Genomic DNA, 21,299 nt, shown 5'->3' with positions numbered 1-21,299 from the left:
GTCTTTGTGACAAAGGCGGAACTTATGCAAAAAATCCCACTGGGTTTACGGGACTCTTCCGGTGCCTAAATACCGATCATCCCAATAAGTATCACTTAATTTGCTGATTTCAACGCCGCGTGATTCACCAGCGTGGATGAATTGGCCATCCCCGATATAAATCCCCATATGGGACGGTCCTGGTTTGTAAGTTTCAAAAAAGACAAGGTCCCCGACTGACGGACTGTCAACTTGTGTTGAGAAATTCCACATATCACTTACAGTCCGCGGTACGGAAATTCCCTCTATTTGAAAAATGTATTGAATAAACCCGCTGCAATCGAACCCGCCTGGTGAATCCCCGCCCCAGACATACGGTGTTCCGATTTGCGCACGTGCCGCTTCAATTGCTTGCTGGTGTTGTGTACTGGTTACGTCAGCCTGTTTTGGTTCTTGTTCCGACGCCTCGTTCACGGTTTCTTCTGTATCCTGTTTTTCTTCCGCTTTATCATCCGGCTGTGTATTGTCTGCCTGTTCCTCATTGCCAGTATTCGGCTGCGTATTTTGTTCCTGTTCATACAATGCTTGTATGGCCTCATGGTCAATTAATTCCATATCATGTTCATCCTCAGCTGTTTCGAGTGCCTTCTGGGTGAGCGGTCCATAAATACCATCGATTTCGCCTTGATAGTAACCAAAATAGTCAAGTGCCCGCTGGACAATTTTGACATCCGACACATCCATACCCGGGTGAATCGAGCCGGACATTTCCTCCAACTGATCTTTGTATTGTTTCTTTTCTTCATCAATGACGGTGTTTAATGTTTTCAGGTTTGCCTGACCCGAAATGTTCAGATTATGATTCGCCTGAAAATTTTTCAGTGCATGTTCAGTCAAAAGACCATAATCGCCATCGATGTTATCGTCAAAATACGATAATTTATTCAGCTTTTGCTGCAGGATTCTGACCGCTTCCCCATGTTGGCCGTACTGCAGTTGTTCAGCTTCCAATAATTGTTCATTTTGTAGAGCAGGATATGCATCAACATAGAAGGCAAACGGCTGACTTAACACGTAGGTGCACAGGACAGACTGTTTCACCACATGTTCAATTGGCCCATTCAACATGCAAATATCCCCTTTCATGTGTGACTGCTTTTAAAGATTTATGTCCTATTCACACTATTTATGCGCCGGCTGGTGTTTACGTTTGTGTTACAATAGATTAAAATCGTGATATAATCCGGTATTTATATTAAGATAGGTGTGTGAGGTGAGAAAAATGCTGACAGGTGAACAAGGTTACCTCGATTTATGCCACTACATATTGAAACATGGAACAAACAAAACAGACCGGACCAATACGGGCACCTATTCGGTATTCGGTCAGCAAATGCGGTTTGATCTGAGCGACGGTTTTCCGTTGTTAACGACAAAAAAAGTGCCATTCCGGCTCGTTGCCAGTGAGCTGCTCTGGTTCATAGAAGGTGATACGAATATCCGGTACTTATTACAGCACAACAATAATATCTGGAATGAGTGGGCCTTTAAACAATGGGTGGAAAGTGATGAATATGATGGGCCTGACATGACGGATTTCGGAAATCGCAGCCAGCGGAGTCCTGAATTTGATCAACTTTACCGGGAACAGATGACCATTTTCAAGGAAAACATGTTGCGTGACAAAGCGTTTGCCGAAAAATTCGGCTATCTAGGCAATATATACGGGAAACAGTGGCGCGCATGGAAAACGTCACAGCATGAAACCATCGACCAGTTAAAAGATGTGATTCACACCATCCGCCATAACCCTGATTCACGACGGCATATTGTATCAGCCTGGAATCCGGAAGATGTCCCGACTATGGCCCTGCCGCCTTGCCACACCTTATTCCAGTTTTATGTCGCAGATGGAAAATTGTCATGCCAAATGTATCAGCGAAGCGCCGACATATTTTTGGGTGTGCCGTTTAATATTGCCAGTTATGCACTGCTCACGTATTTAATTGCCCATGAATGCGGACTCAAAGCAGGAGAATTTGTTCATACGTTAGGGGATGCCCATATTTATACAAACCACGTTGAACAGGTAAAAACACAGCTTGGCCGTGACACCAGGCCATTCCCGACCTTGAAAATCAATGGGAAAAAGGATTCCATTTTTGACTTCGAATTGTCCGATTTTAAACTGATTGACTATAATCCACACCCATCGATTAAAGCGCCAATCGCAGTCTGACCAGTAAAGGGGGGAAATGGACAATGATAGCATTACTTGCGGCCATGGACCGGAATCGTGTCATTGGTTACCGGAATGATTTACCATGGCATTTACCGAACGACTTAAAATTTTTTAAACAGACAACGACCGGTTATCCCATTATTATGGGACGGAAAACGTTTGAGGCGATCGGCAGACCGCTTCCAAATCGCAAAAATATTGTTCTGACAAAACAACCCGATCAGTTTCCTGAAGGGATTGAAGTTATCCGTGATATTGAGGCTGTTTTAGACTGGAATGACGCATCACCGGCAGAATTGTTTTTCGTGATTGGTGGCGAAACAATTTTTAAACAGTTTCTACCATATGCAGACCGTATGTACATCACCTGGATTGACGATGTTTTTCAAGGTGATACTTATTTTCCGGATTTTTCAAAACAAGCATGGCAATTAACCACCGAAAAAAAAGGTGAAAAGAATCCGAAAAATCCTTATGACTATTATTTTCTGCAATATGATCGGCGGGGTGAGTGAGGATGCAGACGTGTGGTGTCATCTTGTCAGGCGGCCGGTCTTCCCGGATGGGTACCAATAAATCGTTATTGGATATTGACGGAAAGACGGCTATTGAACAAATCGCAAATGAATTAAAAAAATGCAGCCATGAGACAGCGGTCATTACAAATGAACCCGCAATCTATGAATTTCTCGGGCTGAATTTGTATCAGGACAGGTACCAGGATAAAGGACCCCTGGCTGGGATTGAGTCGGCCCTTCATCATGTCGACGCAGATGTTTACTTTTTCGCAGCGTGTGACATGCCATTTATCCACCAAGGTGTTTACCGGCATTTATGGCAGGCAATGAATGGGGCGGATGCCGTCATTCCCATCCATAATGACAGAATGCACCCTCTGTCGGGCATTTACACGAAAAACGTCTTACCGCACATCCAGATGTTGCTTGAGCATGACGAGCGAAAGATCCGGGCGCTATTTGAGCATATTGATGTCCATTATGTAACAGACTATGACGGGATAGCCAAACAAATGGTGGATAAGCACTTTTTTAATATGAATTATCCGGCGCAATTCGAGGAAGCCAAACGGTTCCAGTAAATTTGTTGTTTAACTGAGAGCGGTCATGTTAAACTGATGTCAGTCCATTGGCTTTAGTTTGACTATGGTATGGATCTTCTGCTTAAAAGATGACTTGTCCGTAAGGTTTGATTATAATAAAACTAACTCTACTATAAAGAAGGTGTTTTTGATGCTGAATATCGGCTTTCCGGGACTTGTTCTGATTTTGATGATTGCCCTGATTATTTTTGGTCCAAAAAAACTGCCGGAAATCGGCAAAGCTGCCGGCAATACATTACGTGAATTCAAGAACTCAGCACAGGACTTAACGAGCGATGTTTCCGATGAGGTTAAAGAAACGAAAGACATTGTCAAAAACGAACAAAATAAGTAATCATGCGGAGTGATACAATATGGGATTAGGCAGTATCGGCATCCCCGGTTTAATTTTGATTCTGGTCATTGCCCTGATTGTTTTTGGGCCTTCCAAATTACCGGAAATCGGTAAAGCTGTCGGGAGTTCATTGAAAGAATTCAAAAATGCGACAAAAGATATCGGGTCGGATAATTCAGGCAACCATGATCAATCGCCAAAGAAATAGGCTGCTTCACACAGGTGTAGGGGTTATCCTTACATCTTCTTTTGTGCTTGGATGAGGAGTGTGGACGAATGTCTGAAGGTCAGCAATTTGTTAATGGGAAAGAAATGAACGTTGTTGGGCATCTCTCTGAACTTAGAAACCGGCTTATCGTAACCGCTGTTTTTTTCATCGTCTTTTTCCTCGCCGGTTTTATTTATGTTGAAAAAATTTATGGTTTAATGGAAAATGACTTGCCGTTCAAATTAAGTGTCACCGGTCTGACCGATCTGATCTCGGTTTATTTGACACTGGCAGGCGTTGTGGCAATGATTGGCACGTTACCTGTATTATGCCTGCAGGTATGGTTGTTCATAAAACCGGGGTTAACCAAGCCCGAACGAAAAGCGGCGTTGATGTATATACCGGTTATTTTCGTGCTGTTTATCGCCGGGCTCGTTTTTGGTTATATGATTTTTATCCAGCTGATCATTCCGTTTCTGCTTTCATTAAATGATGGTATGTTCAATGAAATATTTACGTATGACCGGTATTTTAAATTGTTATTCCGGATTGTCATTCCATTTGCGTTGTTTTTTGAAATACCGATTATAGCGATGTTTCTTACCCGTTTAGGTATTATCACACCGGACTTCATGCAAAAATCACGTAAGTATGCATACCTGATTCTGGTCATTGTCGGAGCGCTGATCACCCCTCCAGATTTTGTTTTGCAGCTTGTAGCGATCATACCATTAGTGCTTTTATATGAGATCAGTATCTATCTTTCCAGATTCGTCTATCGCAAAAAACTGAAAAAGCATCAGGAATTTATGGCGGAATAACAGTTGGAGTAGCGAGGTGTCCTGAAGATGCATTCATTTTATCATTACGCACTAACATATCGGGGGAGAAAAGAACCGGATGAAAAGAGCCGTCTCGCAGACTGGATGTTCTATGACCACGATTTTCCGAAACAGTCGGCAGATTATCATGAAATCAGTAATTATTTGGAGTGGAACAGCCCTTTTCCCGGTGCTTTAACTGTGTTTGATCAGCTTTGGGAAGCTTATCAACTGGATCATATCGACTAGGCTCTGGGTACACATCGGAGCTTTTTATTGAAACGTGATCTGCAGAATATCCTGAAAAGCAATCGTGGTATCCGGACGTGCCATCGTTTTTACGGTGGCACTTTTTGTGTGTCTGTCGAGTTTCTTCACGGTTCCTGAGAGTTCCGTTACACTGCCGTTTTCATATATATGAAGCCAAACAGGCCACTGCCATTCAAACGCTTCCCGAAGCTGATCATTCAACAGTTCTGCCTGCTGTTCATCGAGGGTTGGCTTTTTCATTTTTCCATCAGCCTGCCACATTTCTTTTAACCGTTCCACATGTTCTGGGAGCATAAGGGACGACCACTTAATACTGCCGCGATCTTTTGGCATGCGCATATTATGTCACCTCAACCATCAGTATACAAGAACCTATGTTCGAAATCAACTATGATACTTACCTCGAAGTTAAACAAACGTTTGATCAATTATTGGAAACGCCTGTCCGGCGATTGGCTAATGCGTTAAAGCTGGTAAAACACAACCTTCGTGACTTTTCGCTATAATTTTTACCGCCGTGTTGCATTATGTTGACTTGTGCGGTTGCCCGGGAAATATTTCTCTGCATAGGGGACGGAAATTCATGAAATCGTCATATTGACAGACCTTTCACGGGCTTTTATTCGCCTGCTTACTATGTAAAAGCAGATTTTTCTCTGGATAATGGCCCACACTTCTCCGCGTTAGTCACGTACAATAACCTAAGTGAGTATATAGCAAAAAAGGAGGATCATCATGGTATGGCCTATCCAACAACAACATCCAGGTAGTCATATGGTACCTCATCAGAATTTTTTCTCCGGAGGATTCCCCCAGCAGCAGGCGTCAGGGGGGTTACAGAAATTGCTTTCACCTCAGGGTGCCCAAAGCCTTTTGTCACCGGAACGGATTGGTGGTCTGACGCAAAAATTAGGCAATGTGCAGCAAGTATTAAACGTGGTTCAGCAAGCAACACCGATTGTGCAGCAGTACGGACCAATGGTCAAAAACCTGCCAACCCTGCTGAAACTAATGAAAGCATTTAATGAAGATGATTCACACGATTCAGATGATGCAGAGGAAGCTGTAGATGACAAATCCCTTGAAAGCAGCGAAGAAAGTGATATACCTGAATCGCACTCAGAAGAAAACGATGCGGGCAAAACTGATCCCCCGGATACAAAAGTAACAGCTCGGACAGGAAAATCAACCCCAAAATTGTTTATAGAGGTTGTTCAAAAAGTCCGGTAAAAATGACACATCGAATTTCGTCGTTGGCTTGTTTTTCCGCTGCTCATGTATCTAAATGCATACATTCCGCTGCTCGAAACTGCGCCGCCTCGAACTTCTCGGTCCTTTTTATCCTCCTTTTTGAACAGACTCTTATATAGAACATACAGGCATACGGTTTGATTTTTTTCGCTAAAAACGGAAAAATAGGGATAGGGGAATCTTAAAGAAGATGGAGGTATTTTATGACGACTGAATTGGCAACATTCGCAGGCGGCTGCTTCTGGTGCATGGTCGAACCGTTTGATGAGCGGCCGGGAATTGAAAATGTCGTTTCCGGCTACACAGGCGGCAACGTTGAAAACCCGACATATGAACAGGTTTGCTCGGATACAACCGGCCATGTGGAGGCAGTCCAAATTACATTCAATCCTGATATCATGTCGTATGAAGAACTCGTCAATACATTCTGGCAGCAAATTGACCCAACCGATGTCGGTGGTCAGTTTAATGACCGAGGCGAATCATACCAGACCGCTATTTTCTATCACAATGAAGATCAGCGTCAAATAGCAGAGCAATCAAAACAGAAACTCCAGGCGAGCGGGAAATTTCCCAAACCGATTGTAACGCCGATTTTGCCGGCAAAACCATTTTACAGAGCCGAAGAGGAACACCAGGATTACTACAAAAAACAGGCCTTTCATTACCGCCTGTACAAAAAAGGATCAGGCAGAGAGGATTTTATCAGAGAGAATTGGAGGCAAGGCCCTGATAAGTCCGAGTTAAAAGCAAAACTCACACCTATCCAGTACAGTGTCACACAGGAAAATGGAACAGAACAGCCGTTTGCCAATGAATACTGGGACAACGAGGACGAGGGGATATACATTGATCTGATTTCGGGTGATGTCCTGTTCTCCTCACGCGATAAATTTGACGCGGCCTGTGGCTGGCCAAGCTTCACCAAACCAGTCGATCCATACCAGGTTGAAGAAAGGACTGATACAAGCCACGGTATGGTCCGGACTGAAGTAAGAAGCAAACATGCCGACTCACACTTGGGGCATGTCTTCGATGACGGACCAAAAGACAAAGGCGGATTGCGCTACTGCATGAACTCGGCCGCCATGAAATTTATTCCGAAAGAAGAGATGAAAGAAAAAGGCTACGAAAAATACCTGTATCTATTCGATTGAATTAACAATAATATTATTATGTAAACAAACTCAGGGGCGATTAATATGATTCATTTAAATTGGGAAGAAAACGAAACGATTAAAAAAATTGAATGTGTCCATGCTGATGCTGAAAAATTCATTGTTCACAATAAATTAACGCCGGGAAAACAGTACGATGTTAAAAATGAAACGGATGAATTTTATTTCATTATAGATAACAGCAAGCGGATTGGCGGATTTTATAAAGATTATTTCAAGGAGTTGGAATAACAGGTCAGACAGCCTGTTATTCCTATAAATATAAATTCGCCAGCATCATACCGAGGGTTTCCTGATATATCTCCTCAAACTGGGTAAACGGCAGCGGGTTCACGCCAGCACCTAGTTCCATTGTATACCCGGGATACCTAAATTCCTGAATAAACCAGTCTTTATAGCCGGCATAATTGTCGATATACGGTACAGGCCGATAGCCGCTCACACGCCTGTACTCATTAACAATATACTGTGCAACTGGCGGTTCCATTCCTTCAAAACCCCAATAGATTTCTTCACCCTGGGTATGGAGCGCATTAACACGCGAAAAATTTCGGTGCCCTGCTAAATCTGCCATAGCGACCGCTTCCGGCTCTGATAAAGGATGGGGGCCGGGATAATCCCTTGGCTGTGGTGAATTAGGTTTCCGTCCAGCTTCCTCTTCCCAAAGTGCCGGGTATTGATTATTCAAATCGACGCCGGTAATGTTTGCTTTCCAGTTCGAAAAATCTGGATTCTGACCATTGAGTGCCAACACCTCTTCCTGATAAGGGCCGGCCGCTTCTGCACCGTCCAAAACCAGGTTGACCCCATCAGGATTGACCATCGGAACAACGGACAAGTTTGTCTCCATAAAAAAAGGAAGGACATTGAATCCTCTTATGGGTCTTTTGTTCGTTAGCGCGCATGCATATTCGTTTATAAAGCGTATAATGACAGCGGTTGTGATCCACTCATTGGCATGGAAGGAACCATTTATGTGTACTTGTTTATCACCAGATCCGATCTGTAACTCAATTAAATTTTTCCCCATGACAGAACTGCCGATTGTCTGTGGGTGAATAAACGGATAAACCGTAGTTAGCCGCTGAATATTACGCACCATTTTATCGAATGTATAATGCTCAAAACCGGTCACCATTAAATTGTCTACGCGTTCCGGAATAACCATTTCCTGGCCGATCTGCAAACTGTCCGGATCAGCCGACGGATTGGTCAGCTGCAGCATATCGACCGGAATATTTTGCTGTATGGCCAATTGCCACAATGTCTCGCCAGCAGTAATTGGGGAAGTATGCTCAACATACCCCGGTATCTGCACAGTTTCACCGACCATTAATTGCCGGGCATTTATTTGCGGGTTGGATTGCTCCAGCAAAACCAATGGAATATCGAACAATTCACTATAATACCAGAACGAATCATTCGGGCGCATGGTAACTTTCATACATCCTCACTCCTTGAATTAATCCGTAATAAATACTATGTCCGGTTGCCTATATTTGTGTGTTACCTGGCTTGAAACAAACCGTCACATTCTGTACTATTGTAATAGACGTAACGATTTGGGGTTATTTTTAAGGAGGAGATTGGCTTGGCTTTTGTGATTACATCACCTTGTATAAATGAAAAATCAGGCGAATGCGTCGAAGTTTGTCCTGTTGACTGTATAGAAGAAGGTAAAGACATGTTCTATATTGATCCGGACATCTGCATCGATTGTGGCGCATGTGAAGCAGTTTGTCCGGTCGAGGCCATTTATATGGAAGATGAAGTACCGGAAGAAGAAGAAAAATATATCGATCTGAACCGCCTGTTTTTTGAGGAAAGTTAAACAACAGCCGCTATCCTAATGGGTAGCGGCTGTTATTACTTTATGGAAAAATCCGATAACCTTCCTCTTGCCGTGTATCCACCTTAATATCCCGCACCCGAATGAACGGCCTGAACCCTTCTTCTAGCTGTTTTAAGAAGGCATGAACCTGACTGTCTTCACCTTCCACTTCCAATTCCACTGTGCCGTCAGACTTGTTTTGCACCCATCCATTTAAATGATACGCGTTGGCATACTGCTTTGTGGCATACCTAAATCCGACACCCTGAACGCGGCCGCTGACGATGACATGTGCAAGCATCCCATTCATCTCCTTTAAAAATAGTGACTTAATCATATATAGCCACATACCACATCTTTAAAACTGACATTTAGCCCCTTATATCAAACGACATATGCTGCGTCAAGTTGCTAATTCCGACAATCTGTTTAACAAATTTCCGTGATAATTATCACATAAGCGCTAACTTTGCTGAAAATGACTTGTTCGGCCTATAACATGGTGATATGCTGATTAAAATAGCAGGTAAAACCTGCTAACAGTAAGTTTATTCAAATCTAATTCAGTGAGGTGAATCGAACATGTCAGGCCCTGCCTTGAAGGATGTTGACAGCCATACCGCCATCCATGAAGCGGCTTTGAATGAAGCAATCGAGCTGACCACCATGCTTGACAACCTTTATCGCGACAATCAGCAGGAGAAAGCATTGGAATTGGCTTACGTCCTTGTTGAACAGTGGGAAACCAGAACACTTGCACATGCTGATTCAGAAGAAGAAGGATTATACAAAGATCTGGTTGAGGAAAACCCGGAAATCAATGATGATATTGTTGCACTGACACGCGACCACGACCTATTAAGGCTGATCGTTAAGGCTATTAAACAGGAACTTGCAGAAAATAGAATGAATGATGGTGTTATTCAGCGATTTCAATCCCTGATTATCGTTGATAAACTGCATAATGTAAAAGAAATGGACGTTCTTCCTGACCATGAGCACTAAGTTACAGATAGAATTCCGGAGGTGAAATGGTTGAATACTGAACATACAACAACCAAACGAGAACAACCGCTACGTCTTGTTTTACCCAACCTGTATCAGACGATAACCGACATTCTGGAAAAACAGCACAACATACATCCGTATGATTTACAGGTGAAGGCCATTCCTGAATCTTCGGGCTATACGATCATTGTATATTTTGGTGACAGTTTTAACCATCAGAAATATCAAACTTTTTCAAATGAAGCCATTCAATCCATCGATTCCGAAATAGTCAGCTTTATTGAAGAGACCGGGAATGCCTGCAAAGAAGTGATGATTGCCGACTATTTTAAAATGATGCGACCGTAGAAATTTCTCAGTGAAAGGGATGTATTCGATTGTTTCAATTTGAAGATGAAGCAAATATTGTCCAGGATCGCGAAGACTTACTTTCGGTGCTTAAAATGCGTTTCGGCGACATCCCTCCAAAAATCGTCGAAAACATTTACAATATCAATTCTTATGATACGTTGGAACGCCTTATATTAGTCGCCTCCAATGCCCCGAATTTTAAAATATTCATTGAAGAGCTGGAAGAAGGAGATGGCAGCTTCCGACTATTAGGGGACCGATTTAACCCGATTGAAACAACGTACAATGGAGGTAGAACGGATGCAGAAAAATAAATTGTTTCAAAAATTAAAGCATGTCAAGCCGGGAAATCGCATCAATGACGGATGGACAGAAGAAAGCCCACGTCCCCGTGATTCTGAAGAGATTTACCGGAGAAGATGGCAGCATGATAAAGTTGTCCGTTCAACACACGGTGTCAATTGTACTGGTTCGTGCAGCTGGAAAATTTATGTTAAAGATGGCATTATCACGTCAGAAACCCAACAGACGGACTATCCAAGCACCGGTGATGACTTTCCGGAATATGAGCCGCGCGGATGCCCAAGAGGGGCGAGTTTTTCCTGGTACACTTACAGCCCAATCCGTGTGAAATACCCATATGTGCGCAGTGATTTATACGAATTATGGAAAGAAGAACGCCAAAACGGTGCTGATCCTGTTGAAGCCTGGGAAAATATTGTCAGTGATCCCGAAAAACGCAACAAATATGTCAAAGCCCGCGGAAAAGGCGGCTTTGTCCGGGCAACCTGGCAAGATATGTGCGAAATGATTGCGAGCGCCAGCATTCAAACGATTAAAAAATACGGCCCCGACCGTGTGGCCGGATTCAGCCCGATCCCTGCGATGTCCATGGTCAGTTATTCAGCAGGAACGCGTTTTCTATCCCTAATAGGCGGGACTATTTTAAGTTTTTATGACTGGTATGCTGATTTGCCGCCGGCTTCCCCGCAAGTTTGGGGCGAACAGACGGACGTGCCGGAAAGTGCTGACTGGTATAATTCCAAATACTTTATTATATGGGGGACAAACCTACCGCAAACCCGAACACCAGATGCTCATTTTATGGTGGAAGCAAGATATAATGGTACAAAAGTTGTCGGTGTCAGCCCAGACTATGCGGAATATGAAAAATTTGCGGATATTTGGTTGCCGGCAAAGGCAGGGACCGATGCTGCCCTTGCGATGGCCATGACACATGTTATTTTAAAAGAATTTTATGTTGACAAAGAAACACCTTATTTCAACACTTACGCTAAAAACTATACCGATTTGCCATACCTGGTTACCGTAAATGAACAAGACGGTGAGTATCGAAGTGATCGTTTTCTGCGTGCATCTGATATTAATGGCGCGCATGAACTCGGGGAATGGAAAACCTTAGTATGGGATGCCGAGACAGATCAGCTAGAAACGCCGAACGGCAGCATGGGTTTCCGCTGGGATGGCGGGAGCAAATGGAATCTCCAATTGGATAAGGAGGATGGCAGTCTGATAGAACCGGAACTAAGTTTCATAGACAAATCGGATGAAACCGTAATGGTAAGTTTTCCTTATTTTGCCGAAAAAGAAGGGGATCTTGTCAAACGCAGCGTACCGGTTAAAAATATTCAGGACGCCCATGGCAATGCGCTTAAAGTGACAACAGTCTATGACTTAATGATGGCACACACAGGTGTTGACCGGAACCTGCCTGGTGACTATCCGGTTGATTATGATGACCCTAAGCCATACACACCGGCATGGCAGGAATCAATTACCGGCGTCAATAAAAACCATGTTATCAAAGTTGCCCGGGAATTTGCCGATAATGCCGAGCGCACCCAAGGGAAATCGATGATCGCTATGGGCGGTGGAACGAATCATTGGTTTCATAGTGACCAAATCTATCGTGCTATTTTGAATCTAGTATTGTTAACTGGTTCACAAGGTGTCAATGGCGGGGGATGGGCCCATTATGTTGGACAGGAGAAAGTCCGCCCTCAGGAAGGTTGGCAACAGGTTGCGTTTGCTGGTGATTGGCAAAAGCCACCAAGGCATCAAAACGGTACCTCCTATTTTTATTTCGTTACCGATCAATTCCGTTACGAAGCTATACCGGATGATAACGAAAAAACAGAATGGGGAAGTAAATATAACGCCATGCACCCGGCTGATTTAAACGCCCTGGCAGCAAGACTTGGCTGGCTTCCTTCATATCCGCAGTTTTCACAAAACTCAATTGATCTTGTTAAAGAGAGCCGTGAGCGGGGAGCGCAGACTGAACAGGAAATTATCAATGATATCGTTAGCCAAATTAAGGATGAGAAACTCGATTGGGCCATTGAAAATCCGGATGATCCGCGAAACTTCCCAAGAGTATTCTTTAACTGGCGATCTAACCTCCTTGGTGACAGTGGAAAAGGGCACGAATTCTTCGTCAAACATTTGGTTGGTGGTGACAGTCAGGTATTGGCTGAGCCAGAGAATTCATGGCGGCCGGAAACGGTTAAAACGGAAGATGAAGCACCTGTCGGGAAAGCGGATTTACTCGTCAGTATTGACTTCCGCATGACAAGTTCAGGTCTGTTTTCCGATATTGTGTTACCTGCTGCAACATGGTATGAAAAATTTGATATCAGCAGTACGGATTTGCACCCATTCGTACACCCGTTCAATGCAGCCATTTCGCCACCATGGGAGGCTAAAAGCGACTGGAACACCTTCCGGGAAATCGGCAAAGTCTTTTCGGAACTTGCCGAGAAGTATCTTCCGAAAACCGAGGAACTTGTTGCCTCGCCGCTAGGACATGATTCACCAGGGGAAATTGCTCAATCACTCGGAAAAGTCAAAGACTGGCGTAAAGGGGAAGTCGAGGCCATTCCTGGTAAAACGATGCCAAGTCTGAAAGTAGTTGAACGCGACTACCCGAACGTTTATCAAAAAATGACGACAATTGGTCCGTTAATCAAAAACGGCTATGGCGGTAAAGGGGTCACCATCCCCGGTGAAGAAGTTTACGACGAACTCGGTAAAAGACTTGGCAAATCAAAACGCGAAGGCATCGGTAAAGGTAGCCCGGATTTATATACGGATGTCCAGGCGATTAATGCCATTCTGGCCATGTCCGGCGCAACAAACGGTAAAAGGGCTGTTGCCGGATGGAAGTCACTTGAAGCGAAAACCGGACAAAAACTGGAGGAGATCGCCAAGCCTCGTGCGGAGGAGGATCATACACTAAGGGACTTAAGCATTCAGCCGCGAAATGCCATTTCAACACCGGTGTGGAGCGGCCTGGAGAAAGACCATCGCCGTTATTCACCATTTACCGTCAACACGGAATATAACATTCCATGGCGGACATTAACAGGAAGGCAAAGTTTTTATCTCGACCATGAGATGATGCTTGATTATGGTGAGGGACTTCCACTATATTTGCCGCCTCTACGGTATGGGCCATTCTTAAAGAAAGAAGAAGGCGTGGAAGAAAATGAAAATAAATCGATTACGGTAAGATATCTGACACCACACCAAAAATGGGGTATTCATACGATGTTCACGGATACAACCCATATGTCAACATTGTTTAGAGGATGGCAAACGATCTGGATGAATGAAGAGGATGCTGCTTCAATCGACCTTAAAGACAACGATTTTGTGGAGGTTTATAACCGTAATGGTGCGATTGCAGCAAGAGTCGTTGTGACCTACCGGATACCAAAAGGCATGGCTTATATGTACCATGCACAGGACCGCACACTTGGTGTACCGGCGACATCGATCAACAAAAAGAGGGGTGGCACCCACAATAGTGTGACAAGAGTGACACTAAAGGGGACACATATGATCGGCGGTTATTCCCAATTAAGTTATGGCTTCAACTATTACGGACCGACCGGGCATCAGCGTGATACAATCGCCGTTATCAGAGCTCTGAAGGAGGTAGATTGGCTTGAAAATTAAAGCACAGGTGGCAATGGTGATGCATTTGGATAAATGTATCGGCTGTCATACATGTTCAGTCACATGTAAAAATACGTGGACAAACCGGCCTGGGACCGAATACATGTGGTTCAATAATGTTGAGACACGCCCGGGAACCGGCTACCCGAAACGCTGGGAGGATACGGAGCGTTTCAAAGGCGGCTGGACGTTAAAAAACGGTAAACTGCAGCTGAAAGCCGGCGGACCCATTTCCAAGCTGATGAACATTTTTTACAACCCGGACATGGCCACGATGGATGATTATTATGAGCCATGGACATATAATTATCAGAACTTAATTGACAGTCCTAAAGGGGAGCATCTGCCAGTCGCAAGACCTCAATCCGTTATTACTGGTGAATATATCGACAAACCGGAATGGGGGTCCAACTGGGACGATGATCTGGCAGGCGGAACTGAAATCGTATCACAGGATCCGACGGTCGAAAAATTGCAGGACCATATTTCGATGGAATATGAAAAAACGTTCATGATGTATTTGCCAAGGATCTGTGAACATTGCCTCAACCCGTCATGTGTTGCATCATGTCCGTCAGGAGCGTTGTACAAGCGTGATGAAGATGGCATTGTTCTGGTTGACCAGGAAGCATGCCGGGGGTGGCGCTTCTGCATGAGCGGGTGCCCGTATCATAAAGTTTATTATAACTGGAATACCCATAAAGCTGAAAAGTGCAATTTCTGCTACCCGCGGACTGAAGCGGGATTGCCAACGATCTGTTCGGAAACGTGTGTTGGACGAATTCGTTATATCGGTGTTGTGTTATATGATGCTGATAAAGTGAAAGAAGCAGCATCTGTCGAGAATCCCCAGGACCTTTATGAAGCACAGCTGTCTGTATTCCAAGACCCGTTCGATCCCGAAGTGATTAGGGAAGCACGCAAGGCAGGGATTAATGATGAATGGATTGATGCAGCCCAAAATTCGCCTGTATACAAAATGGCGATGAAATGGAAAATAGCACTTCCGTTACATCCGGAATACCGTACATTGCCAATGGTCTGGTATGTACCACCGCTCAGTCCGATCATGAACCATATTACGAACGAAGATGACTTGAGCACAGACGGCTATATTCCGGCTGTCGATCAAATGCGAATCCCGGTGGAATATCTTGCCTCGATTCTGGCAGCCGATGATACGAAACTCATCCGCAATGTGTTGCTTAAACTAACAGCTATGCGGGTACACATGCGTGGAAAAACTGTCGGCGGTATTGATGCGTTCAGACAAAGTGAACTGCTGAAGGAAGCGAACACAACACCCGAGGAGCTTGAAGATATGGCTCGTTTATTAGGAATTGCCAAATATAATGAACGATTTGTTATCCCAACCGGAAGAAGGGAAATGGATGATAACCTTTATTATGAACAGGGAGCATGCAGCCTGGAAGACTGGCGCCGCCGGAGGGTATGGCATCCCTTATCGGAGGGAACAGATAATGGACAGCCAGGAACGCACACTGCTCATAATAGGGTCCCGATTGCTGGCATATCCGGCTGATAATTTTACCGGTGAACTTAATGATATTAACGCGTGCATCGACGAAGATGTAACCTCTTCCGGATTGCGCAACAGGCTTAAGACAATCGTAACAACCTTTAACATCTTTACACTTGAAGACTTAAGGAAACTGTATGTGTCAACGTTCGATCTGAGGGCTAAAAATGGTCTTTATCTGACCGCCCATGAGCTTGGTGACAGTAACAAAAGAGGAGCTGCCCTGATCAAATTACAAAAAATCATTAATCAGTCAGGCTATGAACGAATGGATGACGACCTGGCCGATTATATTCCAATGCTATTTGAATTTCTGGCTGTTGCACCGGAAAGTCAGGATAACGAGCGGTTAAAAAGGCGTCTTGCGGTTGCTGTTCAACGAATAATGAACAATCTGCCCGATGAGAACCCATATTTCAACTTTTTGCAACTTTTAATGGAGGTGGTATTTCCACAGCCAACCAAACAAGAAATTGCAAGATTGGAATTTGAGCGGGAAGAAGCAGATCTGGAGGAATTGCCGTATCCGATTATGTATGGGTAAGGGAGGAATTGTCAGTGGTAGGTGCGACCTGCCATTGACACCTTCTTGCCAAAGGAGGGTTAACGTGTGAGTGACGTTTTTTGGTGGGTTATTTTCCCTTATGTAAGTTTGACCATTATGATATTAGGCTTAGTATATCGCTTTGCATTTCGTCAATTGACCTGGGCAGCCCCATCAACAGAGTTTTTTGAAAAGAAATGGCTGCGGCTTGGTTCACCCTTATTTCATTGGGGCGTCATCTTCGCAATCATTGGTCACATTATGGGGATTATCGTCCCGATGGAATTTTACGAAGCGATTGGTGTTTCAGACCATTTGTACCATATGGGTGCTGTTTATGGCGGTTCACTGGCCGGCATAGCAATGGTTGCCGGGCTGATTATTCTACTGATCCGGAAAATGGTGTTCGATCCTGTCAGAGTGCATGCAACATTTGCTGATTTCTTTTCGGTCATTGCACTTCTGGTCATCGCTGCTATTGGGACGTATATCACCTTGTTTGGAAATTTTACACCAGAGGAGTTTGACTATCGATCAGCCATTGGTCCTTGGTTCAGAAGTTTATTTACATTAAACCCGCAGTATGAGTTGATGACGAACATACCATTTATTTTTAAGCTGCATACCTTGCTCGGTTTTGGTCTCTTTGCGTCCATACCATTTACACGACTGGTGCATTTTTATAGCATTCCCGTGACGTATCCGGCAAGAGCACCACAGCAATATCGTTCAAGATCTCAGTACAACAAGAAAAGCAGCTGACATTCCACGTTGCAAACGAAGACTTTCACTTCTCCATGAGTGAAAGTCTTCGTTTTTCTTTACCAGCTTATATACTTGATCTGTCGAAATTGCTCAAAAATCAATACACCGCCCTACTTTTATAGGATTTAATGAACAATTATGAAAAACCAATGTTTCTATTTTGGAATTCGGACGGGTTGATTTATAATAGAAATACGAAACGTTTTGCTGATCGTTTACGTATGCTAGTAACATTGGATTTTGACAGCGTTTTTGATGATCAATAGGAGCTGACATATATGCGACGATTTTTTTATTTTCTATTTCGAACGATGATTGGTTCCTCTACAGCTGTCCTCACAGGGCTGATCAGCTTTTTTGCTTTTGATGTGGCCTTTTTGCTGTCCGCCTTGTATGCTGTCATTGGTGGGGGAGCCGGTTATTTCTTAACGAAAGGGCTTATGTATTTTCGCTATTTGCGACAAAAGGGACTGAGCCGGAAAGAATACATTTATATCAAAGACAATCTTGGTGAAGCAAAAGCCAAAATCAAACGCCTGCAGCGGACGTTATACCGTGTCCGTAATTTACAGCAGGCGAGACAATCCATTGAAATCCTTGTGACTGTCCGGAAAATATATGCCAATACCAAAAAAGAGCCACGCCGTTTTTATCAAGCTGAAGCGTTCTACTATAAACATCTTGATTCCCTCGTCGTATTAATGGAAAAGTATGCTTATCTGAAAGCACAGCCATCCCACTCAGAGGAAATGCAACAGTCTCTAAAGGATACACGCCAAACCATTATTGCTTTGGGTGAAACCATCAAAAAAGATTTGCATGTGATGCTGCATGATGACATGGACACACTGCAATTTGAACTGGATGTCGCCGAGCAATTGTTTAAAAACCGACGTAAACAAGAAAGTGAGGCATTGAAATGAATGAACATGATAACATACAGCCAGCAGCCGACATCGATGACCTGTTGACAAATCCATTTGAAACTCGTGGTCATGTAAATCGTGAAGAGGACAAGCCAAACAAATTGATCGATGCATTATCTGAAGAAAACCGGCAGAAAGCTTTGCAGCTGGCAAACCGGATTGATGCGGACAATTACCAGTCAATAACGCAATATGGGACAGAGGCACAGTCGAAGCTGCTCGATTTTTCCCACTCCATGCTAGAACATGTACAAAAAAATGATACGGGGGAAATTGGCGGTATTCTAGAAGACCTAATGAAAAAATTGGAACAGGTGGACCCTGATGAACTGAAACCGGAAAAGCGTGGTGTGTTGTCACGCCTGTTTGGGAAAATTTCCAGCTCTATAAATGAAATTCTATCAAGGTATCAAAAAACAGGCGCCCAAATTGACCGAATCAGTGTAAAGCTTGACCATTATAAAAGTGTGCTCACCAAAGATAATGATCTGCTGCAGCAAGTATTTGACAAAAACAAGGACTATTTCGATGCACTTAATATTTATATTGCAGCAGGCGAACTTAAACGTGAGGAATTGGAATCACAACTTATTCCTGAGTTAAAGCGTCAAGCTGAACAGTCCGGAAACCAAATGGACGTCCAGAAAGTGAATGACGTGATGCAATTTGCTGAACGATTGGACAAGCGTGTGCATGACCTGAAGTTGAGCCGCCAGATTACCACCCAAACGGCTCCACAGATTCGTCTCATCCAGAATACAAACCAAGCACTCGTCGAAAAGATCCAGTCATCGATTTTGACAGCCATTCCACTTTGGAAAAATCAAATTGCCATCGCCCTTACAATGATACGACAGCGCCATGCCATGGAAGCACAGAAACAAGTATCCCAAACAACCAATGACCTGCTTCTTAAAAATTCCGAAATGCTGCAGACGAATGCCGTTGAAACCGCAAAAGAAAACGAACGTGGACTGGTCGATATCAATACATTGAAACAAACACAGGAAAACTTACTGAATACGATTGAAGAAACAATGCAGATTCAAACAGAAGGCCGGGAAAAACGCGACCAGGCAGAAAAAGAATTAATGGGTATGGAAGACGAATTGAAAACAAAATTACTGGAATTAAAATGACGTGAAAATCGGGTGAAAAAGTACCCGATTTTTTATTTTGCCTTTAGACGCCACTTTTACCGTGAATAAAATCTGAGCGGTGTGTGACAATAACAAATAGTGAAAAATGAAGCTTGGAAGGATTGATGATATGTCCAATTCTGTCAATATCCCGCAGTTTCCACAAGCCTATTGGCGGGATTCTGTTCCACTCCCCGATTTTCCCAAACTAAACGAATCGATTAAAACGGACGTCGCCATCGTCGGTGGGGGGATCACCGGCATTACAGCAGCCTATTTATTAACCAAACAGGGCTTGAAAGTGACATTAATCGATGCAGGAAAGCTGTTAAACGGGGTCACAGGTCATACGACAGCCAAAATAACTGCTCAACATGGTATTATTTACGATGAATTCATCCAGCATTTCGGCGAAGAGAAAGCATCCCTCTATTATCAGGCTTGCATGGATGCGAAGCAGTTCATCGAGGAAACGATTCAAACACATCAGATAGACTGTGACTACCGGCAAGAAGATGCGTACATTTTTACCAATTCAGATGAATATGTGTCCCAACTGGAAACAGAAAAAAAAGCATACGATCAGCTTAACATTTCGGGTGAGTTATCAAACAGCATGCCACTCGATATACCGGTTAAATCCGTTTTGAAAATGGACAATCAAGCGCAATTTCATCCGCTTAAATACTTAAATGTACTGGTGGATGAAGCTGTCAAAAACGGACTCGAAATATACGAACAGACAACAGCCGTTGACATCGAATACACCAAACATCCAAATATTTTAACAAGAGATGAACACCGAATCAACTGTAACTACGTTATCCAGGCGTCCCATTATCCATTTTATGACGGCCAGGGGTTTTACCCAACCCGAATGTACCCGGAACGCTCTTATATCATTGCGGTCAAAACACCGGAACAATTCCCGGGCGGCATGTATATCAATGCCGAATCACCAACACGTTCGGTCCGATCGGCCAACATGAATGGGGACGATTTGTGGCTGATTGTCGGCGAAAATCATAAAACCGGTCAGGGCCAGTCAACGATGAAACATTATGAGGCTCTACAGGAATATGCCGAGAAACAATTTGGTATATCCGAATTTGTTTACAGGTGGTCAGCACAGGATTTAACCACTATGGACAAGCTTCCATATATCGGACCGGTTACGAAGAATGAGGATAACGTTTTTGTTGCGACTGGTTATCGTAAGTGGGGCATGACAAATGGTACAATCGCAGCTAAAATCATCAGTAACCGGATACTTGATAAAGACAATCTCTATGGTGAACTATTCACGCCGTCACGGTTCCAGGCGGATCCTGCTGTTCGAAAGTTCACAAGGATGAATGCTGATGTCGCCAAGCATATGATTAAAGGAAAACTTGAATACACCAATGATAATGTGAAGGACTTGAAGCCGGATGATGCCACAGTAACCAGAGTTAACGGCAAACGCACAGGGGTTTATAAAGACAACGATCATCAGCTGTATGCTGTAGACACAACGTGCAAACACCTTGGTTGTGAAGTCAATTGGAACTCAGGTGACCGAACATGGGATTGTCCATGTCATGGATCGCGATACGCCTATACAGGCGAAGTGATCGAAGGCCCGGCAAACGAGCCGCTGAATAAAGTTGAATTGGATTAATAAAGGCTATACCATTAGTTAGCGATATTAACATAAGAAATTCACGTTATAAAAAATCGTGTTTTGTAACGTGAATTTCCGTTTTGTCTCACTATCAAGAGTATACTTGTAAATGAGACAGATAGTAGTTTTTTCGGAACAACTTCCTATA

General features: G+C 43.7%; 25 protein-coding genes. 21 read left to right on the top strand and 4 right to left on the bottom strand.

Annotated features, from left to right (window positions below):
- Positions 1–45 precede the first annotated feature (45 nt).
- On the bottom strand, positions 46–1,107 hold the full coding sequence (locus ACFQ4A_RS02335) for a C40 family peptidase (RefSeq protein WP_382397225.1): 1,062 nt from the start codon (positions 1,105–1,107) through the stop codon (positions 46–48).
- A 154-nt stretch (positions 1,108–1,261) separates the two neighbouring features.
- On the opposite strand from ACFQ4A_RS02335, the gene ACFQ4A_RS02330 reads away from it, so the two are divergent.
- From ACFQ4A_RS02330 to ACFQ4A_RS02300, 7 genes are all read left to right on the top strand, one after another.
- Positions 1,262–2,218 (top strand): thymidylate synthase, encoded by a 957-nt coding sequence (locus ACFQ4A_RS02330; RefSeq protein ID WP_382397224.1) that lies wholly within the window; start codon positions 1,262–1,264, stop codon positions 2,216–2,218.
- A gap of 23 nt (positions 2,219–2,241) precedes the next feature.
- Positions 2,242–2,736 (top strand): dihydrofolate reductase, encoded by a 495-nt coding sequence (locus ACFQ4A_RS02325; protein ID WP_382397223.1) that lies wholly within the window; start codon positions 2,242–2,244, stop codon positions 2,734–2,736.
- 2 nt (positions 2,737–2,738) lie between these two features.
- Positions 2,739–3,320, top strand: coding sequence for a molybdenum cofactor guanylyltransferase (mobA, locus tag ACFQ4A_RS02320; RefSeq protein WP_382397222.1), 582 nt, complete (start codon positions 2,739–2,741; stop codon positions 3,318–3,320).
- 151 nt (positions 3,321–3,471) lie between these two features.
- Complete coding sequence (locus ACFQ4A_RS02315; protein ID WP_382397221.1) at positions 3,472–3,675, top strand: twin-arginine translocase TatA/TatE family subunit; 204 nt, start codon at positions 3,472–3,474, stop codon at positions 3,673–3,675.
- A gap of 19 nt (positions 3,676–3,694) precedes the next feature.
- Entirely contained in the window at positions 3,695–3,883 is a 189-nt protein-coding gene (gene tatA, locus ACFQ4A_RS02310) for a twin-arginine translocase TatA/TatE family subunit (RefSeq protein WP_382397220.1), read from the top strand.
- Positions 3,884–3,951: 68 nt separating this feature from the next.
- Positions 3,952–4,704 carry a twin-arginine translocase subunit TatC gene (gene tatC / locus ACFQ4A_RS02305; RefSeq protein ID WP_382397219.1) on the top strand — a complete coding sequence of 251 codons (753 nt, stop codon included), beginning with the start codon at positions 3,952–3,954 and terminating at the stop codon, positions 4,702–4,704.
- A gap of 27 nt (positions 4,705–4,731) precedes the next feature.
- Positions 4,732–4,953: a YozE family protein gene (locus ACFQ4A_RS02300; RefSeq protein ID WP_382397218.1), complete on the top strand. Its 222-nt coding sequence runs from the start codon at positions 4,732–4,734 to the stop codon at positions 4,951–4,953.
- Between the two features lie 24 nt (positions 4,954–4,977).
- Here the strand turns inward: ACFQ4A_RS02300 and ACFQ4A_RS02295 are convergent, their stop codons facing one another.
- Positions 4,978–5,313 (bottom strand): YolD-like family protein, encoded by a 336-nt coding sequence (locus ACFQ4A_RS02295; RefSeq protein WP_382397217.1) that lies wholly within the window; start codon positions 5,311–5,313, stop codon positions 4,978–4,980.
- A gap of 396 nt (positions 5,314–5,709) precedes the next feature.
- On the opposite strand from ACFQ4A_RS02295, the gene vrrA reads away from it, so the two are divergent.
- The 3 genes from vrrA (at position 5,710) to ACFQ4A_RS02280 (ending at position 7,634) form a co-directional block, all read left to right on the top strand.
- Positions 5,710–6,204: a VrrA/YqfQ family protein gene (gene vrrA, locus ACFQ4A_RS02290; protein ID WP_382397216.1), complete on the top strand. Its 495-nt coding sequence runs from the start codon at positions 5,710–5,712 to the stop codon at positions 6,202–6,204.
- A gap of 224 nt (positions 6,205–6,428) precedes the next feature.
- Positions 6,429–7,382, top strand: a complete 954-nt coding sequence (msrA, locus tag ACFQ4A_RS02285) for a peptide-methionine (S)-S-oxide reductase MsrA (RefSeq protein WP_382397215.1) — start codon at positions 6,429–6,431, stop codon at positions 7,380–7,382.
- 45 nt (positions 7,383–7,427) lie between these two features.
- Positions 7,428–7,634 carry a DUF6501 family protein gene (locus ACFQ4A_RS02280; RefSeq protein WP_382397214.1) on the top strand — a complete coding sequence of 69 codons (207 nt, stop codon included), beginning with the start codon at positions 7,428–7,430 and terminating at the stop codon, positions 7,632–7,634.
- 22 nt (positions 7,635–7,656) lie between these two features.
- Here the strand turns inward: ACFQ4A_RS02280 and ACFQ4A_RS02275 are convergent, their stop codons facing one another.
- A complete protein-coding gene (locus ACFQ4A_RS02275; RefSeq protein WP_382397213.1) occupies positions 7,657–8,847 on the bottom strand; it encodes a M14 family metallopeptidase in 1,191 nt (396 codons plus the stop codon).
- A gap of 147 nt (positions 8,848–8,994) precedes the next feature.
- On the opposite strand from ACFQ4A_RS02275, the gene ACFQ4A_RS02270 reads away from it, so the two are divergent.
- Complete coding sequence (locus tag ACFQ4A_RS02270) at positions 8,995–9,234, top strand: DUF362 domain-containing protein (protein WP_382397212.1); 240 nt, start codon at positions 8,995–8,997, stop codon at positions 9,232–9,234.
- Between the two features lie 40 nt (positions 9,235–9,274).
- Here ACFQ4A_RS02270 and ACFQ4A_RS02265 read toward each other — a convergent pair whose 3' ends face one another.
- Positions 9,275–9,535: an acylphosphatase gene (locus ACFQ4A_RS02265; RefSeq protein WP_382397211.1), complete on the bottom strand. Its 261-nt coding sequence runs from the start codon at positions 9,533–9,535 to the stop codon at positions 9,275–9,277.
- 281 nt (positions 9,536–9,816) lie between these two features.
- On the opposite strand from ACFQ4A_RS02265, the gene ACFQ4A_RS02260 reads away from it, so the two are divergent.
- From ACFQ4A_RS02260 to ACFQ4A_RS02215, 10 genes are all read left to right on the top strand, one after another.
- Complete coding sequence (locus ACFQ4A_RS02260; protein WP_382397210.1) at positions 9,817–10,239, top strand: hemerythrin domain-containing protein; 423 nt, start codon at positions 9,817–9,819, stop codon at positions 10,237–10,239.
- Positions 10,240–10,269: 30 nt separating this feature from the next.
- Complete coding sequence (locus ACFQ4A_RS02255) at positions 10,270–10,590, top strand: hypothetical protein (protein ID WP_382397209.1); 321 nt, start codon at positions 10,270–10,272, stop codon at positions 10,588–10,590.
- Positions 10,591–10,619: 29 nt separating this feature from the next.
- A complete protein-coding gene (locus ACFQ4A_RS02250; RefSeq protein WP_382397208.1) occupies positions 10,620–10,907 on the top strand; it encodes a hypothetical protein in 288 nt (95 codons plus the stop codon).
- Positions 10,894–14,574 (top strand): nitrate reductase subunit alpha, encoded by a 3,681-nt coding sequence (locus tag ACFQ4A_RS02245; protein WP_382397207.1) that lies wholly within the window; start codon positions 10,894–10,896, stop codon positions 14,572–14,574. Before ACFQ4A_RS02250 ends, ACFQ4A_RS02245 begins: the two co-directional genes overlap by 14 nt.
- Positions 14,564–16,117, top strand: coding sequence for a nitrate reductase subunit beta (gene narH / locus ACFQ4A_RS02240; protein ID WP_382397206.1), 1,554 nt, complete (start codon positions 14,564–14,566; stop codon positions 16,115–16,117). Before ACFQ4A_RS02245 ends, narH begins: the two co-directional genes overlap by 11 nt.
- A complete protein-coding gene (narJ, locus tag ACFQ4A_RS02235; RefSeq protein WP_382397205.1) occupies positions 16,056–16,658 on the top strand; it encodes a nitrate reductase molybdenum cofactor assembly chaperone in 603 nt (200 codons plus the stop codon). The genes narH and narJ overlap by 62 nt, the downstream gene beginning before the upstream one ends.
- Positions 16,659–16,724: 66 nt before the next feature.
- Positions 16,725–17,420, top strand: coding sequence for a respiratory nitrate reductase subunit gamma (gene narI / locus ACFQ4A_RS02230; RefSeq protein WP_382397204.1), 696 nt, complete (start codon positions 16,725–16,727; stop codon positions 17,418–17,420).
- A gap of 281 nt (positions 17,421–17,701) precedes the next feature.
- The gene (locus ACFQ4A_RS02225; RefSeq protein ID WP_382397203.1) at positions 17,702–18,346 is read left to right on the top strand and encodes a 5-bromo-4-chloroindolyl phosphate hydrolysis family protein; all 645 of its coding nucleotides are present in this window, start codon (positions 17,702–17,704) and stop codon (positions 18,344–18,346) included.
- Positions 18,343–19,488 carry a toxic anion resistance protein gene (locus tag ACFQ4A_RS02220; protein WP_382397202.1) on the top strand — a complete coding sequence of 382 codons (1,146 nt, stop codon included), beginning with the start codon at positions 18,343–18,345 and terminating at the stop codon, positions 19,486–19,488. The genes ACFQ4A_RS02225 and ACFQ4A_RS02220 overlap by 4 nt, the downstream gene beginning before the upstream one ends.
- Before the next feature lie 130 nt (positions 19,489–19,618).
- Entirely contained in the window at positions 19,619–21,148 is a 1,530-nt protein-coding gene (locus ACFQ4A_RS02215) for an FAD-dependent oxidoreductase (RefSeq protein WP_382397201.1), read from the top strand.
- Positions 21,149–21,299 lie beyond the last annotated feature (151 nt).

Source organism: Lentibacillus salinarum (assembly GCF_042679865.1).
GTDB lineage: Bacteria > Bacillota > Bacilli > Bacillales > Amphibacillaceae > Lentibacillus > Lentibacillus salinarum.
The sequence above is the reverse complement of the archived record's forward strand: the minus strand, read 5'-3'. Positions and strand labels throughout refer to the sequence as shown.